Raw genomic sequence first — 15,687 nt, forward strand, 5'->3', positions numbered from 1 at the left:
GGGAATCGAGGGTCGGCGGTCGTTGCCGCCGTCCCGGGAGGTGGGGAGGGTGGGCGTTGTGGAACGCGAGGTCCTGGTGGTCGGGTACGACGGTGCGGCGCTGACCGACATCGCCGGCCCGGCGGACGTGTTCGCCGGCGCGAACCAGGCGCTGGCCGCCGACTGGGCGCTGATCGGCGACCGAGCGCTGGTCGCCGATCGGGCACGCGGCAGCGACCGGGCCCGCGAGAACGACCGGGCACGTGCCGGCGGCCTGCGACAGGGGGTCGGTCGAGCGCGCGGCGGCTACCGGGTGCGGCTGGCGGGGATCGGTGGCGGGTTCGAGGTGACCGGCGGGCTGCGGATGGAGGCCGAGGACCTGCGGGAGGTGTCCGGCGGGGTGGACACGGTCCTCGTGGTCGGCGGCTTCACGTTCGCCGACGCCGCCCGTGACGACGAACTGCTGCACCACCTGCGGCGGGTCGCGGGCGGCGCGCGGCGGGTGGGCAGCGTGTGCACGGGCGCGTTCCCGTTGGCGGCGGCCGGGCTGCTCGACGGCGCACGGGCCACGACGCACTGGGCGTTCTGCGACCGGCTCGCGGCCGACCACCCGTCGGTGGACGTGGTGCCGGACGCGATCTACGTGCGGGACGGGCGGCTGGTCACGTCCGCCGGCGTCACCGCGGGCATCGACCTCGCGCTGGCGCTGGTGGAACGCGACCACGACGCCGCGCTGGCCCGGCTGGTCGCCCGCTGGATGGTGGTGTTCCTGCAACGCCCCGGCGGCCAGTCGCAGTTCAGCGTCCGCTCACAGGTGCCACCGGTGCGGGAACCGGGGCTGCGGTCCGTGCTCGACGCGATCGCCGACGACCCGGCGGCCGGCTGGACGGTCGACGGCATGGCCCGCCGCGCCGCGATGAGCCCGCGGCACTTCGCCCGCGTGTTCCCGCGCCGGGTCGGCGTGTCACCCGCCCGCTACGTCGAACGGGTCCGGGTCGAGGCGGCGGCCGGGCTGCTGGAATCCGGCGACGAAGGGCTGGACGTCGTCGCCAAGCGCACGGGTTTCGGCTCGGCGGAGACGCTGCGCCGGGCTTTCCTGCGGGTGCTCGGCGTGACGCCGGGCGGTTACCGCGACAGGTTCCGCACCACCGGTGCGGCATGAGGACAGGGGGAACGACGTGGACGTGGCTTTCGTGCTCTACCCGAAGATGACCGCGCTGGACCTGGTGGGGCCGTACGAGGTGCTCGGCCACCAGCCGGAGGTGACCGCGCACTTCGTCGCCGCCTCGCCCGACCCGGTGATCACCGACGCCGGGCTGACGATCGTGCCGACGACGACGTTCGCCGAGCTGGACCACGCCGACGTGATCGTGGTGCCCGGCGGCGGTGGCTGGGCGGAGGTGCTGGCGGAGGGCGTGGTCGCGGAGTGGCTGCGCGTGGCGCACCCGACCGCGACCTGGACCACGTCGGTGTGCAGCGGGTCGACGTTGCTGGCGCAGGCGGGCATCCTCGACGGCCGTCCGGCGACCACGCACTGGGCGTTGCGCGACGAGCTGGCCGCCCGGGGCGCGGTGGTCAGCACCGAACGGGTCGTCGTCGACGGGTCCGTCGTCACCGGGGCCGGCGTGTCCGCCGGCATCGACATGGCGCTCACCCTCGTCGGCCGGATCTGGGGCGACGAGCGGGCCCGGTTCACCCAGCTGTTCATCGAGTACGACCCCCAGCCGCCCTACCAGGCCGGTTCCCCCGAGACGGCGCCCGCCGAGCTCGTCGCCTTCGCCCGCGGCGTGTTCGCCGGGAGTTGACCCGAACCCCGCGGCGGGCACGGCGGGTGCCCGTCGCGGGGGCCCGGAGCAGCGACCCGGCCGGACGCCGGGGCTCACAGCGTCGCGGGGAGGCCGAAGAGCGGGAACCGGTCCGACGGGAACGTGGTGATCTCCACGATCGCGTCGCCCTCGATCCGCAGCACGTCCAGCGCCACCGGCTTGAAGAGCTCCTCGCCGGGCTTGCGGGCGTAGTTGGCCAGCGCGGGCAGCCGGTTCGCCCACGTCCGCACCACCTTCCACTCGCCGAACGCCCCCGGGCCCACCATCACCGACGCGCAGAGCTCCATCACGGCGTCGCGGCCGGAGTGCCGCTCGGGCTGCGGCGGCATCGTCCACGTGACGTCCTCGCGCAACGCCGAGGCCATCAGCTCCATGTCGCAGCGCTCGGTGGCCTCGACGAGCTTGCGGACCACCGCCTTCTCCCTCGGGTTCGGCTCGCCCGACCAGTCGGCGCGCCGTTGCGGCAGGTGCTTGCGCATCGTGACGCGGGCGCGTTGCAGCGCGCTGTTCACCGCGGGCACCGTGTCCTCCAGCAACGCCGCCGTCTCGCTCGCCGGCCAGCCCAGCACGTCCCGCAGCACCAGCGCCGCCCGCTGCCTGGCAGGCAGGTGCTGCACGGCGGCCAGGAACGCCAGCTCGATCGTCTCCCGCGCCACCACCTCCGCGTCCGGCTCGGCGTCCAGCAGGGCGTCCGGGAACGGCTGCAGCCACGGCACGTCGGCCGTCGGCACCCCCTCGGCGACGGCGAGCGCGGGACGGCGGTCGATCACGTCGAAGCACGCGTTCGTGGCGATCCGGTACAGCCAGGCGCGGAACGACGACCGGCCCTCGAACGTGTCCCTGGCGCGCCACGCCTTGAGGAACGTCTCCTGCACGAGGTCCTCCGCCTCGTCGAACGAGCCGAGCAGCCGGTAGCAGTGCACCCGCAGCTCGTGCCGGCACCGCTCGGCCTCCCGCGTGAAGTCGACGGTCATCTGCGCAACCTCGCTCATGGTCACCCTCCGGGCTTGTACGGTGACGTGCCGGTCGCACGCCGCACAAGGTGTGACGGGACCGGCCCGGGAAACTCATCGGTCGCGGGCGGATCGGGGGAGCGGGTGGTCGGGGGCACGGGGTTCCGCGCGGTGTTCGCGGTGCCGGAGTTCCGGGTGTTGTGGTCGGCCGCGGTGCTCTCGACCGTCGGCGACCAGCTGGCCAGGGTGGCGTTGTCGGTGCTGGTGTTCCAGCGCACCGGGTCCGCGGCGTGGACGGCTCTGACCTACGCGTTGACGATGCTGCCCGCGCTGGTGTCCGGGGTGCTGTTGACGGGGCTGGCGGACCGGTACCCGCGGCGGACCGTGATGGTGGTCGCCGACGCGGTGCGGGCCGTGCTGCTGGCCGTGATGGCGGTGCCGGGCGTGCCGCTGCCGGTGGTGGCGGCGTTGCTGGTGCTGGCGCAGCTGGCCGAGCCGCCGTTCGCCGCCGCCCAGGGCGCCCTGCTGCCGTCCGTGCTGGGTGGGAAGTACGAGGCGGGGCAGTCCGTGCACCTGATCACCCACCAGGCGGGGCTGCTGCTGGGGTTCGTCGGCGGCGGGCTGGTGGTGGCGTGGCTGGGCACGTCCGGCGCGCTGCTCGCCGACGGGGTGACGTTCGCGGTGTCGGCGGTGCTGCTGCGGTTCGGCCTGCGCCACCGCCCGGCCCCGGCCTCCGTGCCGGCGGCGCGGGTGCGGATCCGGGCCGGCGCCGCGCTGGTGTGGCGGGACCGGCGGCTGCGGCTGCTGGTCGGCCTCGGGTGGCTGGCGCTGTTCACCGTGGTGCCGGAAGGGCTGGCCGCGCCGTTCTCGGCGGAGGTCGGGGCCGGTGCGGCGGGGGTCGGCCTGCTGCTGGCCGCCGACCCGGCCGGGATGGTGCTCGGCACCGTGCTGCTGCGCTTCCTGCCCGCGTCGGTGCGGGTGCGGCTGCTCGGGCTGCTCGCGGTCGCCACCGCGTTGCCGCTGGTCGGGTACCTGCTCGCGCCGAACCTCGTCGGCGCGGTGGCGTTGCTCGCGGTGAGCGGCGTGTTCAGCGCGTACCAGGTGACGGCGGGCGCGACGTTCGTGCGGCTGGTGCCGGACGAGCAGCGCGGCCAGGCGTTGGGCTTCGCCCGCAGCGGCCTGGTCGCCGCGCAGGGCATCGGCGTGGCGGCGGGCGGCCTGCTGGCGTCCGCGACGGGCTCGGCGACCACCGCGATCGCCGTGGCGGGCATCGCCGGCACCGTCCTGGCCCTCACCGCGACCACCGCGTGGTCCCGCGTGGCGCCCGCGGCGGTCGCCTGACCGTGCTGCGGCGCAACCGGTCGTTCCTGCTGTTGTGGGCCGGGCAGTCCGTGTCCCTCGTCGGGTCGCAGGTGACGGTGGTCGCGGTGCCGTTGGTGGCGGCGTGGGCGTTGGGCGCGGGGGCCGGGGAGATCGGGGTGGTGACCGCGTGCGGGCGGTTGCCGTACCTCCTGTTCGGGTTGCCCGCCGGGGTGTGGGTCGACCGGTTGCCGAGGCGGGTGGTGGCCGGGGTGTGCGCGGTCGGCCAGGCGGTGAGCCTGGCGGTCGTGCCGGTGGCGGCGGGGCTCGGGGTGTTGTCGGTGGCGTTGTTGGCCGTGGTGGCGGCGGTGGCGGGGACGTTCGCCGTGTTCGGTGACATCGCCGGGTTGGCGTTGGTGCCGATGGTGGTGCCCGCCGGGCAGTTGACGCGCGCCCAGGGCGCGGTGGAGGTGGGGCAGGCGACGGCGCAGGTGGCCGGGCCCGCGGTGGGCGGGTGGCTGGTCGGGGCGGTCACGGCGGCGGGCGCGCTGGTGGCCGACGCGGTCAGCTTCCTGGTCGCGGCGGTGACGTTGGTGTGGGTCCGGGTGGTCGAACGGCCGCAGGCCGGTGCGGGCATGTGGGCCGGGGTGCGGGCGGTGTTCGGCCACCAGGGGTTGCGGCGGGTCACGCTGTGCACCGCGACGCAGGTCTTCTGGTTCAACGCCTTCACCGTCGTGGTGCTGCTGCACCTGGTGTCGGCGTTGGGCCTGTCGGCGGCGCAGGCGGGGCTGACGCTGTCCGCGGGCGCCGTCGGCGGGCTGGTCGGCGCGCTCGTCGCGGCCCGGGTGGGCGCGTGGTGGGGTCGGCGGCGGACGATGGTCGCCGCGATCCTGGTCACCGGCGCGGGGCAGGCGGCGGTCGCGGCGGACCAGCTGGTGATCGGCGCGGTGGCGGTGATGTGGTTCGCGTTGCAGGTCTACAACGTGCACCAGGTGCCGGTGCGGTACGAGGCGACGCCCGCGGCCCTGCACGGGCGCGTCAACGCGACCATCCGCACGGCGGTCTGGGGCACCGCGCCCGCCGGAGCGCTGGTGGGCGGCCTGCTCGGCGAGGCCGTCGGCTCGCGGGCGACGCTCGTGCTCAGCGGCCTCGGCGTCGCGACGGCGTGCCTGTGGCTGGTCCGGGCACGCGTCGGGTGAGCGCGCCGGCCGCGGGAGCCGGAGCGCTCGCCGCGGCCCGCGCGTGGCCTCGGTGGGTGTCGTTCACCGTCGTGGGAACCCGTCTTCACCAGATCTTGTCGCGCATGGCGGCGCACCTCCCCTCGACGTGGCGGGCAGCGGGAACAGCGGCACCAGGGGGATCACCAGATCTTGTCGCGCACAACCACACCTCGCCTCCGTCTCGACACGGCTACGACCGGCGGGCTTCACCAGATCTTGTCGCGCACCGCGATCACCTCCAGTGGTCCTGGTCACCCCGGTAGCGGCTGACACCGACACGGGTCACCATTACTGTGACCCTCCGTCCGGACGCCATGACGGTCCGGGGCAGACAGTCGTGAGGAACCATGGGCAGAGCGGGTTCGACGTCGTCGGGCGATCGACGCTGGTCACTATGGTCCCTGCCCGGGCGGGCCCTGGTGTACGTGCTGTCGGTGGATCTGCTCGCCGTCCTCGCGCTCGCCGCCGCGGCCGCGTGGCCCGTGCCCGCCGACTCGTGGACCACGTTCGCCGTCCTGGCCGGCTGCGCCGCGCTGCACCTGCACTGCTCGCGCTGGATCGAGCGCATCCGCCGCGACCACAGCCACCTGCCGCACGTCGACCTGTGCAGCATCTGGATCCTGGCCGGCGCCCTCGTGCTGCCGCCCTCGCTCGCCGTCGCGCTCGTCGTGCTGATGTACGCGCACCGCTGGTGGGTCGTCGGCCGCTGGGACGCCTCACGCCCACCGCACCGCAACGTGTTCACCACGTCGATGATGGTGCTGGCCACGCTCGCCGCGAGCACCGTGGCGGGCGTCACCGGCCTGCGTGAGAACCTGCGCGCCGGGCAGCCCGACGGCGCGCTCGACCTCGTCGGCCTCCTCGGCGCGGGCGCGGCGCAGTGGCTGGTCAACACCGCCCTGGTGGCCGCGGTGATCCTGCTGACCGTCCGGCCCCGCTCGGTGAAGGACGCCCTCGGCAGCGGCGCGGACAACCTGCTCGAAGCGGGCCAGCTCGCGCTGGGCGGCTTCGTCGCCCTCGCCGTGGCGTGGTGGCCCGGGTTCGCGCTGCCGATGGTCGTCGCGGCCGTCGCCCTGCACCGCACCGTGCTCATCCACCAGCTGGAGCTGGCCGCCCGCACCGACGCCAAGACCGGCCTGCTCAACGCCGAGGCCTGGCACCTGCAGGCGACGCTGGAGCTCCAGCGGACCCGGCAGCAGCCGCCCGGCGCGCGCGTCGGCCTGTTCATGATCGACGTCGACCACTTCAAGGACATCAACGACACGCACGGCCACCAGACCGGCGACCTCGTGCTGCGGCGCATCGCGGCGGCGTTGGAGAGCGCGGTGCGGCGGGGTGACGCGGTGGGCCGCTTCGGCGGCGAGGAGTTCGCCGTGCTGCTGCCCGGCGTGGACCACGAGGAAGCGACGGCGATCGCCGAGCGCGTGCGCGCGGAGGTCCACCGGGTCCTGGTGGACGTCGGAGACGGCGGCGTGGTGGCGGGCCTCACGGTCAGCATCGGCATCGCGGTGTGGCCGGAGGTCGCCGAGGACACCGTGTCCGGGCTGCTCGCGGCGGCGGATTCGGCGCTGTACGAGGCGAAGCGGCTCGGCCGCGACCAGGTGCAGGCGGCGGGCAGGCGACGCCGCGCCCGGTGGACGCCGGCGGCCCGGTCCGAACGTCCCGGGGTGTAACGACCGCGACTACCCGGCGGATCTGCTACAGGTCGGGCCTGAAGGTGGCGTAGTTTCCTGCCCGCCACCTCCGACACGGTGGACCTCCTCGCTTGCAAGGGTCGTGAGCCAGTGGACCTCGGTGCCCCGCACGGCATCCGCTTCCGCTTCGAAGCGGGGCTGCTGCGTGCCGTCCTGCTCGACGCGCACCGCAAACCGCCCGTCGACGCCGTCGAGGAGCTGACCGCCGAGGCGGGCGCGCGCGACCTGCTGGTCGAGCAGACCCGGGACGGGCACGTGCGCGCGGTGCTGCGGCAGCGGTTCGACCTGCCCGCGCCCGCGCGGTGGCGGCTCGCCGTGGACGCGCCCGCCACCGAGACCTCCGACGGGGTGTCGTTCGCCCTGCCGGACTCGGTGACGCTGCTGGTGTCCGGCTCGCAGCCGTGCGAGGTCGTGGACGGCGGCGTGTGCGTGCGGTTGCCCGCGGGCGAGTCCGACCTGGACGTCACGGTGATCAGCGAGCCCGTGTTCGAGGTCGGCGACACGGTCGTGGTGTGCCGCCCGGACCAGCTGCGCCAGGCCGCGGTCGTGGTGTCGTGCCTGCCCGCGGACCGCGTCACGCCCGTCGTCGCGCTGAGACCCGGGGACCCCTCGTCGCACCGGCACGACCGGCTGGTGGCCCACCTGCTCGACGCCACGGGCGTGCGCCGCGCGGTGTTCCTCGCCGAACCGGACGAGGAGCTGTTCGGCGAGCTGCCCGAACGCCTGCACCTGCCGTGCGAGGACCCCGTCGGGCTGACCGCCAAGGCCTGGGAGCTGCTGCGCGGCGGCGGCGAGCCCGAACGCACGCTCGACGTGGCCCCGGACGCCGATTTCGTCGCCGCCCTGTTCACCGCCCTGCGCACGGGCGCGGCGCTGCGCGTGGACGAGGACGCGCCGCCCGTGCCGTTCGCCGAGCACAACCCGGACGACACCGACGAGGCGGTGCTGGTCGACCGCCCCGGCGAGGCCGACGTCCTGATGGCCGCCGTCTACGCGCACCACCGCGGCGCGCGACTGGTGATCGTCCCCGAACCGGACCTCGCCGTGGTGGGCGCGGTGGTGGCGGAGGAGCAGGAGCGGGTCACCGCGGCGGCGGGCGCGATCGGCGACGCGGTCAAGGGCATCGGGTTCGTCGAGGCGCTGTGGCGCTACCTGTCCAGCGGCGGGCACGACCCGTACGCGGCGGTCGAGGCCGCGGTCACCGCGCAGGTGCCCGCCGAGGCGGTCGCGGAGGTGGGCGACCGGGCGCTGACCGCGTTCACCGCCGGCCTGCCCTACTCGTTCGTGCACACCGAGGACGTGAACTGGGCGCGCAAGCCGATCGGGCACGTGGTGGCCGACCCGGCGCTGGTCGTGCTCACCGAGCTGCACCGCGCGGGCGTGGCGCGCGAGCCCGGCGCGTTCAGCGTGGTCGTCGACTCCGGTGCGTTCCAAGAGCAGCCGGTCACGATCGCGTCGTCGGGCCACCACACGCACCCGATCGTGCTGTCCGAGCAGGACGCCTCGCCGGAGGTGCTGCGCGACCTGGTCGTGGACCTGCCGGTCGAGCTGGTGTTCTTCAACTGCCACGACGCCGACGACGCGATCGCGCTGGGCGGGCACGCCCTGCCCGACGACGACATCCCCGTGACGCTGCGGCACCGGCCGATCGTGTTCAACAACTCGTGCCGGTCGTGGACGCGGCTGGGCCGCGAGTTCGTCCGCGCCGGCGCCCGCGGCTACATCGGGACCCTCTGGACCATCCCGCCGAACCTCGCCGCCGGGTTCGCCCGCACCGTCGTGCGGCGGCTCACCGCCGAGGAGACGCCCGCCGCGCGGGCCATCGTCAACACCGGCACGCCGGGCGGCATCGAGCGGTCCTACCTGTACGTCGGCACGGTCAACGGCCGGCTGGACGAGTGGCGCGACCGGTCCACCACCGCCACCGAGGCCGCGTTGACGGGGTGCGAGCTGCTGGCCGCCGCCGCGCGCGACCGCGTCGGCCCGCTGTCACCCGTGCTGCGCCGGGAGCTCTCGGCGTTGCGCGAGGTCGCCGACGCGGGTGACGCGACCGACACCCCGGCCTACGCCGACGTGCTGCTGGCCGAGCTGGGGCTGGAGGACGACGACGGGCGGGCCGCCGTCCTCGTCGACCGGGTCGACGCGCTGCTGACCGGGCTCGACCTGCCCGAGGACGAGCTCGAAGCCCTCTGGGCGTCCAGGTTCGAGCTCACCGGCGCCCGGTTCGAGCGGCGCGGGGAATACGGGGCCGCGCTCGCGGACTTCGAACGGTGTGTGGGCTTGGGCGACGCGTGCCGCGACCGAGCGGACGTCCTGCTGCGAATGGCGAGGCTGCTGATGCGCGAAGGCAGAACCGAGGAAGCCGGACAGGCGGCGCGGCTGGCGTACGAGGAGCACCGAGTGCGGGAGGACGGACCCGGGCAGCTGGAGTCGATCACCGTGCTCGACGGCCTCGGCGACGCCGATCCCGAGACGGCGCTGCGGTACGCGGTGGAGGGCCACGACCTGGCCGAGGAGCTGGGCGACCGGGTCCGGCAGGCCGGGTTCGCGCTCGCCGAGTGCGACCGGCGCCGTGACCGGGGTGAGCTCGCCGAGGCGATCGAGGCCGGGTCGCGCGCCGTGGAACTGTTCCGCGACCTCGGTGACGACCGGCGGGAGCTGGCCGCGTTGCGCCGGCTCGGCGCGTGCCACCGCGACCGGGGCGACCTGGAGACCGCGCAGCACTACGCGGCCGTCGGACTGGCCCGGGCCGAGCAGGTGGGCGCGGCGGCCGAGGTGGCGTCGTTCCACGACGACCTGGGCGGCGTGCTCAGCGCGCGCGGCGAGCACGGCAAGGCGTTGGAGCACTACCGGCACGCGGTGGAGAAGCTCGTCGCGACCGGCGCGTGGGAGCGCGGCGCGGAACTGCTGCCGCACCTGGCCGTCGGCGCGGTCCGGGCGGGCGACCCGGAGGCGCTGTGGACCGCGGCGCTGTGCGGCGGCCTGATCTGCGAGGTCGCGCCGCGCGAGGTGTGGGCCTCGGTCGTGCCGCTGGTGGTCGACTCGATGAAGCGGGCGATCGAGACCGGTCCCCTGGAGCTGACCGAACGCGGCATGACCGACTTCGCCAGCGCGGTGACCGCGGGCCGGCGGGAGGACATGCCGTTCCAGGTCGGGCTGCTCGCGGACGTCGTGGTCGTGCTGCTGGCGTGGCTGATGGACCGCGCCGACCCCGACATCCTCGCCTTCGCCCGCGAGCTGGACCGCACCAGCGGCGGCGTGCTCGACCTCGTCGGCTACGTGGCCGTGCCCTACGGCGCCCGCGCCCGCAACCCCGGTGCCGGCCGGTCGCGGCCTACCAGTGGCGGCCCGCGCTGAGGTCGTCCAGCTCGGGCCGCGACAGGTGCAGCACCCGGAAGCGCACCTCGCCGTCGGTCTCGGGTGCCGTGCGCCAGAGGCTGAAGTGCACCAGCTCCCAGGTCCGGGTGTCGATCGCCACCGCGGTGCTGTGCAGGTCGGGGTGGTCCTTGAGCTCGTCGAGCCGGTCGAGCGCCCGGTCGACGGCCTCGGCCGCGTCGGCGTCGGCGGGCAGCCGCCACGTGCGCTTGGTGGCCGCGGTCGGAGTCTCGGCGGCGCCGCGCTCGAAGGCGAGGCCCGACCAGTGCTGCACGACCGGGCGGCCGAAGTCGGCGCTCAGGCCCCGGAAACCCGGTCCCCACAGGAAGCTGTTCATGCCCTCGGCCGTGCGCCACAGGTAGAACGGCGCGTACTGGTTGACCGGCGAGCCGTCGACACCGCGTTCCCGCACGCAGTAGGCCTTGAGCCCCAGGCCGGGGAACGCGTCCAGCGCGGAGCCCCTGGTGGCGACGCGGGTGCGGATGACGCCCATGTCGTAGTCGGCGGGCAGGGTGATCTCGTAGTGCATCGCGTGCATGGTCAGTTCCCCCGGTATTCGGCTGCGGTGCGCGGGTACAGCTCGCGGTAGGCCGCGAGCCGGCCCCAGGACGTGGTGGTGGACTCGGCTCGGAGCAGGCCGTGGACCAGCGCGCGGGCGAACACCCGCCGTGCGGCGGCGAGCACCTCGTCGGGGTCGGCCGCGTCGTGGGTCCCGGTCGTGGCGGCGAAGACCGCGTCGCCGTCGGTGAGGCCGTGCGCCGGGCGGACGGCGGTGGCGAGCCCGTCCTGCGCGGCGTTGGCCAGGGCGAACAGGCGCGGCAGGCGGGCGTTCGTGGCGATCACGCCGATGACGGTGTTGAACGGCGGGGCGTGCCCGGCGATCCGGGCCGCGTCGAGGTCGTCGCCCTGGTAGGCGGGGAACTCGCCGGGCAGGCCGAGGTGCGCGGCGAACGGCAGGCCGGTGTCGGGGTCGACCGACGGGCCGACCGCGTTGAGGACGGCCACCGCGCCCACCACCACGCCGCCGGGCAACGTGGCGCTCGCCGTGCCCAGGCCGCCCCTCATCGTGGCGTTGAGCGCGCCCGTGCCCGCGCCGACGTTGCCCTGGGCGAACTCCACGCCCGCGGCGCGCACCGCCTCCGCGCCTTCCTCCGGCCCCGGACGGGCGTGGAAGTCACCGCCGCGGCCGAGGTCGAACAGCGCGGCGGCGGGCACGAACGATCCCAGTTCGCGCGCCGCGCCGTCGGCCGCCGCGAGCCCGTACGCGCTCCCGCCGGTCAACACGACGCCGCGCACCTCCCGGCCGCCGTGGCGGGGGTCGAGCGCGGCGGTGTCCCTGGTCGCCGGCGCACCACCTCGGACGTCCACAGTGGACAGGGTGCCGGGTGGGAACAGCACGGCCGTGGTGCCGGTCAACGCGCCGTCACCGATCCGCGTGGCGTGCCCGACCAGCACGCCGGCCACCTCGGTGATCGAGTTCCGCACGCCCCCGATGCTACGTGCCGCGCGGGCGGCGCCGGGCGGGAGCCGGGCCTCGCCGTCAGGCTTCGGCGGTGAGCAGCCGGGCGCCGATCTCGCGGACCACGGAGGCCAGCAGGTCGACGTCCTCGTCCGTGGTCCGCCAGTTCACGATCGCCGGGCGCAGGGCGACCTTGCCCCGGTAGACCGTGGTTCCCACGTAGACCCGGCCGTCTTCGAGGAGTTCGTCGCCCAACCGGCGGTTCAGGTCGTCGAGGGACTCTTCCGGCACGCCCGGTGGGCGGTAGCGGAAGCAGACGATGAAGACGGTGATCGGGGCGAGCAGTTCGAGGTCCGGGGCTTCCTCGATGCGGCGGCCGAGGCGCAGCGCCAGGTCCTGGTGCCGTTCGACCATGGCCCGGTGGCCGTCGCGGCCGTAGGCGCGCAGCGTCGCCCAGATCGGGAACGCGCGGGCGCGGCGGGAGGATTCCGGGCCCAGGTTGTTGTAGTTGACGAACTCGTCGTCCGGTTCCGGCAGGTACGGCGCGTTCCAGCCGCCGAACGCGCGCCCCAGCAACGACCGGTCCCGCACGAACGCGACACCGCTCTCGTAGGGCACGTTGAGCCACTTGTGGCCGTCCGCCGCCACCGAGTCGGCCCGCTCCACCCCGCGCACCAGCCCCGCCGTGCGCGGCGACACGGCCGCGAACAGCCCGAACGCGCCGTCCACGTGCAGCCACGCCCCGTGCCGCTCGGCCAGGTCGGCCATCTCGTCCAACGGGTCGAAGTCGCCGCCGTTGACCTCGCCCGCGTTGCCGATGAGCACGGCCGGGCCCGACGACGCCAGCTCGCGGTCCAACGCCTCCACGTCGAGCCGGCCGGCGTCGTCACGGGTCAGCTCCCGCACCACGTCCCGGCCCAACCCCAGCAGCTGCAGCGCCTTCCGGCTGCTCGGGTGGACGTACCCGCTGGAGAACACCGGCATCCGCGGCAGCCCCACCAGGCCGTCCGCGGTGACGTCCACCCCGTGCCGCTGCGCCCACCAGTGCCGCGCGCACGCCAGCCCGGTCAGGTTCGCGAACGTCGCGCTGGGCGTGAGCACGCCGCCGTGCGACGCGGGCAGCCCGAACAGCTCCTTCAACCACCGCAGCACGACCGTCTCGGCGTGCGCGGCCAGCGGCGAGGCCACCCACAGCCCGCCGGCCTGGTCCAGCAGCGACGTCACCCAGTCCGCCGCCTGCGCCGCGGGCGTCGCGCCACCGACCACGAGGTGGAAGAACCGGGGCCCGGACGAGTGCGTGGCGGCCCGCGTGCCGATCCGCAGCAGGTCCGCGATCGCGGCGATGGTGCCGTCGCCGGCCGCCGGCAACGGCCCGTCGAGGTCCTTGATCAGGTGGGCGTGCGTGGCGTCGCGCACCGGCAGGTGCGGCAGCGCGTCGAGGTAGGTCCCGGCGGCCCGCGCCACCATCCCCAACGCCTCGGCGGCGTCCTCTCGAGCGTTCAGCGGATCACCCATCCGTGAACGGTAGACGAAAGGCCGCGCAGGGACCACCGACGTGATCCGGGTGCGGTTCCGGGTGACACCGGGGTGGTCGACGGCGCGAACGCGGTCGCTCTCAGTGCAGGTGGCAGGCCCTCGGATTGATCCACGGGAGCCGCCGCGGCAGGGTAGGCGCCGATGACACGACGTGGGCGGTTTCGAGGCCGGGCGGTCGACGCCGGGGTGGACGCGTTCCTCGGCATCCGGTACGCCGAGCCGCCGTTCGGGGCACGTCGGTTCGCCGCGCCCGTGCCCGCCGACTTCGCGGGCGACTGCCTGGAGTTCGGGCCGATCGCGCCGCAGTCCGCGCGGTTGCCCGGCGCGCCGGTGTGGCGGCCGGGTGACGAGGACGTGCTGTCCCTCAACGTCTGGGCGCCGTCCACATCGGACGGGCCGTGGCCGGTGCTGTTCTACGTGCACGGCGGGGCCTACACGTTCGGCTCGTCGGCCCAGCCCGACTACGACGGCGCCGCGCCGGCCCGGGCCGGGCTGGTCGTGGTGACGTGCAACTACCGGCTCGGGTTCGAGGGGTTCGGGCACGTGGCCGGGCAGCCGGACAACCGGGGGCTGCTCGACCAGCGGGCCGCGTTGCGGTGGGTGCGCGACCACATCGCGGTGTTCGGCGGCGACCCGGGCAACGTCACCGTCGCCGGGCAGTCCGCCGGAGCCGGGTCGGCGTTGTTCCTGGCGGCGTGGGAGCCGGTGCGGCGGGTCATCGCGCACAGCGTGCCGAACCGGGTCTACACACCGGGGTTCGCCCGTCGGGTCGCGCAGTGGATCGACACCCGCACGCCGGAGTCGACGGTCGCGTCGGCCGACGCCCTGGCCGCCGCGCAGCGCACCGGGCCGTTGAGCTACGACCCCGTCCTGTTCGGACCCGTCGCGGACGCGTTGCCCGCGCTGCCCTCGTCGACCGACGCCCTGCTGTGCCACACGGACGTCGAGTACGCGTTGTTCGACGCGGTGGGCACGTTCCGGCCGCCGGCGGACCTGCGGGCGTTCGGCCGGGACTGGGGCATCCCCGACCACGTGGTGGCCGCGTACGAGCACTTCGAGGACGCGCACGTGCGACTGGCCGGCGACTTCGTGTTCACCGAACCCACCACCAGGCTGGCCGAGGCGCACGGCCGGGCGTTCCTCGCGCGGTTCACCCGGCCACCCGCCTGGCACACCGCCGACGTGCCGTTCTCGTTCGGCAACCTTGAGGGCGCTGATTTCCTCATCGGTGGCCCGGCGGGTGACGACGAGCGCGCGCTGTCCCGGCGGATGCTCCGGGCGTGGGTCGACTTCTGCGCCACCGGCGACCCCGGCTGGACCGGCGTGCGGCACTGGGGCGGCGAGGCGGAGTCCCGGCGCGAACCGTGGCGGGGCGTGGACCTCTCCGCGCCCGTCGACTACCCCGTGCAGCCGGTCACCTGACGGCCTCGCGCACCGCGGGCACGATCTCGTTCGCCCACGCCCCGAGCGCGACGTCGGTCAGCGGCTCGCGGACCGGGAAGTACACGAACCCGGCCGCGTCGTGCTCCAGCACCGCGCCGGTCAGCTCCTCGACCCACTGCCCGACCGAGCCGCCGACCCACTTGCCGTCCGCGTCCCGGGTCGCGGCGAGCGGCGTCGACGTGATCGCACCCGGCAGGTTGTAGACGGTGGCGACGTCGCGCGGGTCGCGGCCCGCCGCCACCGCCGCCTCGTCGATGACGGGCCGCGACGTCCGGTACCGCTCGCTGAGCCAGTCCGCCGCGTGCCCCGGCAACCAGCCGTCGGCGAGCTTGCCGGTGACCGCCAACGACTTCGGCCCGACCGAGCCCGTCCACACCGGCGCGGCGGGCACCGGCGCCGGTCGCAGCGCGGTGACCTGGTAGAACTCGCCGTCGAACGTCACCGGCTCGCCACCGCCGGACAACGCCCGGACCAGCGTGATCGCCTCCTCGAAGGCGCGGATGGCCGCACCGGGCGTCAGCCGCCCGACACCCAACCTGGCGATGTCGTCCCACAGCCCTCCCGCGCCCATGCCGAGCACGATCCGGCCGCCCGACAACGCGGACAGCGACGTCACGGTGCGCGCGAGCATCGGCGCCGGCCGGCTCGGCAGGTTGGTCACGCTCACCAACCCCGTGACGCCCGTGGTCCGGCCGAGCACCACGCCCATGAGGGCGTAGGCGTCCAGCCGGTCGCCGAAGTACGGGTGGTCGGACGCGGTGACCAGGTCCAGGCCCGCGCGGTCGGCCTCGACCGCGTGCCCGAGGCTGTCCGCGGCCCGGCCGACGGCGGTGCTGATCCCGATTCCGAACAACGGCTTGCGCGTCGACATCGAGGTGATGTCCTTCCCGGTAGTTGGTTCGC

General features: G+C 75.0%; 12 protein-coding genes. 7 read left to right on the top strand and 5 right to left on the bottom strand.

Annotated elements, in window-relative coordinates; all coding sequences use genetic code 11:
* The first annotated feature begins 49 nt into the window (after positions 1 to 49).
* Positions 50 to 1,141: a GlxA family transcriptional regulator gene (locus LNK82_RS05330; protein WP_230565789.1), complete on the top strand. Its 1,092-nt coding sequence runs from the start codon at positions 50 to 52 to the stop codon at positions 1,139 to 1,141.
* 16 nt (positions 1,142 to 1,157) lie between these two features.
* Complete coding sequence (locus LNK82_RS05335) at positions 1,158 to 1,784, top strand: DJ-1/PfpI family protein (protein WP_230565790.1); 627 nt, start codon at positions 1,158 to 1,160, stop codon at positions 1,782 to 1,784.
* A 74-nt stretch (positions 1,785 to 1,858) separates the two neighbouring features.
* Here LNK82_RS05335 and LNK82_RS05340 read toward each other — a convergent pair whose 3' ends face one another.
* A complete protein-coding gene (locus LNK82_RS05340; protein ID WP_308257161.1) occupies positions 1,859 to 2,803 on the bottom strand; it encodes an RNA polymerase subunit sigma-70 in 945 nt (314 codons plus the stop codon).
* 99 nt (positions 2,804 to 2,902) lie between these two features.
* On the opposite strand from LNK82_RS05340, the gene LNK82_RS05345 reads away from it, so the two are divergent.
* The 4 genes from LNK82_RS05345 (at position 2,903) to LNK82_RS05360 (ending at position 10,328) form a co-directional block, all read left to right on the top strand.
* Entirely contained in the window at positions 2,903 to 4,099 is a 1,197-nt protein-coding gene (locus LNK82_RS05345; protein ID WP_230565792.1) for an MFS transporter, read from the top strand.
* On the top strand, positions 4,066 to 5,256 hold the full coding sequence (locus LNK82_RS05350; protein ID WP_230565793.1) for an MFS transporter: 1,191 nt from the start codon (positions 4,066 to 4,068) through the stop codon (positions 5,254 to 5,256). The genes LNK82_RS05345 and LNK82_RS05350 overlap by 34 nt, the downstream gene beginning before the upstream one ends.
* A gap of 446 nt (positions 5,257 to 5,702) precedes the next feature.
* Positions 5,703 to 6,950, top strand: a complete 1,248-nt coding sequence (locus LNK82_RS05355; protein WP_230565794.1) for a GGDEF domain-containing protein — start codon at positions 5,703 to 5,705, stop codon at positions 6,948 to 6,950.
* 111 nt (positions 6,951 to 7,061) lie between these two features.
* Positions 7,062 to 10,328: a tetratricopeptide repeat protein gene (locus LNK82_RS05360; RefSeq protein ID WP_230565795.1), complete on the top strand. Its 3,267-nt coding sequence runs from the start codon at positions 7,062 to 7,064 to the stop codon at positions 10,326 to 10,328.
* On the opposite strand, the gene LNK82_RS05365 is transcribed toward LNK82_RS05360, so the two are convergent.
* Genes LNK82_RS05365 through LNK82_RS05375 form a run of 3 tightly spaced genes read right to left on the bottom strand, consistent with a single transcriptional unit; the run spans position 10,306 to position 13,320 of the window.
* On the bottom strand, positions 10,306 to 10,875 hold the full coding sequence (locus tag LNK82_RS05365) for a DUF4865 family protein (protein ID WP_230565796.1): 570 nt from the start codon (positions 10,873 to 10,875) through the stop codon (positions 10,306 to 10,308). The genes LNK82_RS05360 and LNK82_RS05365 overlap by 23 nt on opposite strands.
* An 11-nt stretch (positions 10,876 to 10,886) precedes the next feature.
* Positions 10,887 to 11,831 carry a P1 family peptidase gene (locus LNK82_RS05370; protein ID WP_230565797.1) on the bottom strand — a complete coding sequence of 315 codons (945 nt, stop codon included), beginning with the start codon at positions 11,829 to 11,831 and terminating at the stop codon, positions 10,887 to 10,889.
* 55 nt (positions 11,832 to 11,886) lie between these two features.
* On the bottom strand, positions 11,887 to 13,320 hold the full coding sequence (locus tag LNK82_RS05375; protein ID WP_230565798.1) for a pyridoxal phosphate-dependent decarboxylase family protein: 1,434 nt from the start codon (positions 13,318 to 13,320) through the stop codon (positions 11,887 to 11,889).
* A 162-nt stretch (positions 13,321 to 13,482) separates the two neighbouring features.
* Here LNK82_RS05375 and LNK82_RS05380 point away from each other — a divergent pair, with 162 nt between their 5' ends.
* A complete protein-coding gene (locus LNK82_RS05380; protein ID WP_230565799.1) occupies positions 13,483 to 14,763 on the top strand; it encodes a carboxylesterase family protein in 1,281 nt (426 codons plus the stop codon).
* Here the strand turns inward: LNK82_RS05380 and LNK82_RS05385 are convergent.
* On the bottom strand, positions 14,756 to 15,655 hold the full coding sequence (locus LNK82_RS05385; RefSeq protein WP_230565800.1) for an LLM class flavin-dependent oxidoreductase: 900 nt from the start codon (positions 15,653 to 15,655) through the stop codon (positions 14,756 to 14,758). The two genes, LNK82_RS05380 and LNK82_RS05385, sit on opposite strands and share 8 nt — an antisense overlap.
* Between the last annotated feature and the right edge of the window lie 32 nt (positions 15,656 to 15,687).

The sequence above is a fragment of the Saccharothrix luteola genome, assembly GCF_020859565.1.
In the GTDB taxonomy this organism is placed as follows: domain Bacteria; phylum Actinomycetota; class Actinomycetes; order Mycobacteriales; family Pseudonocardiaceae; genus Actinosynnema; species Actinosynnema luteola.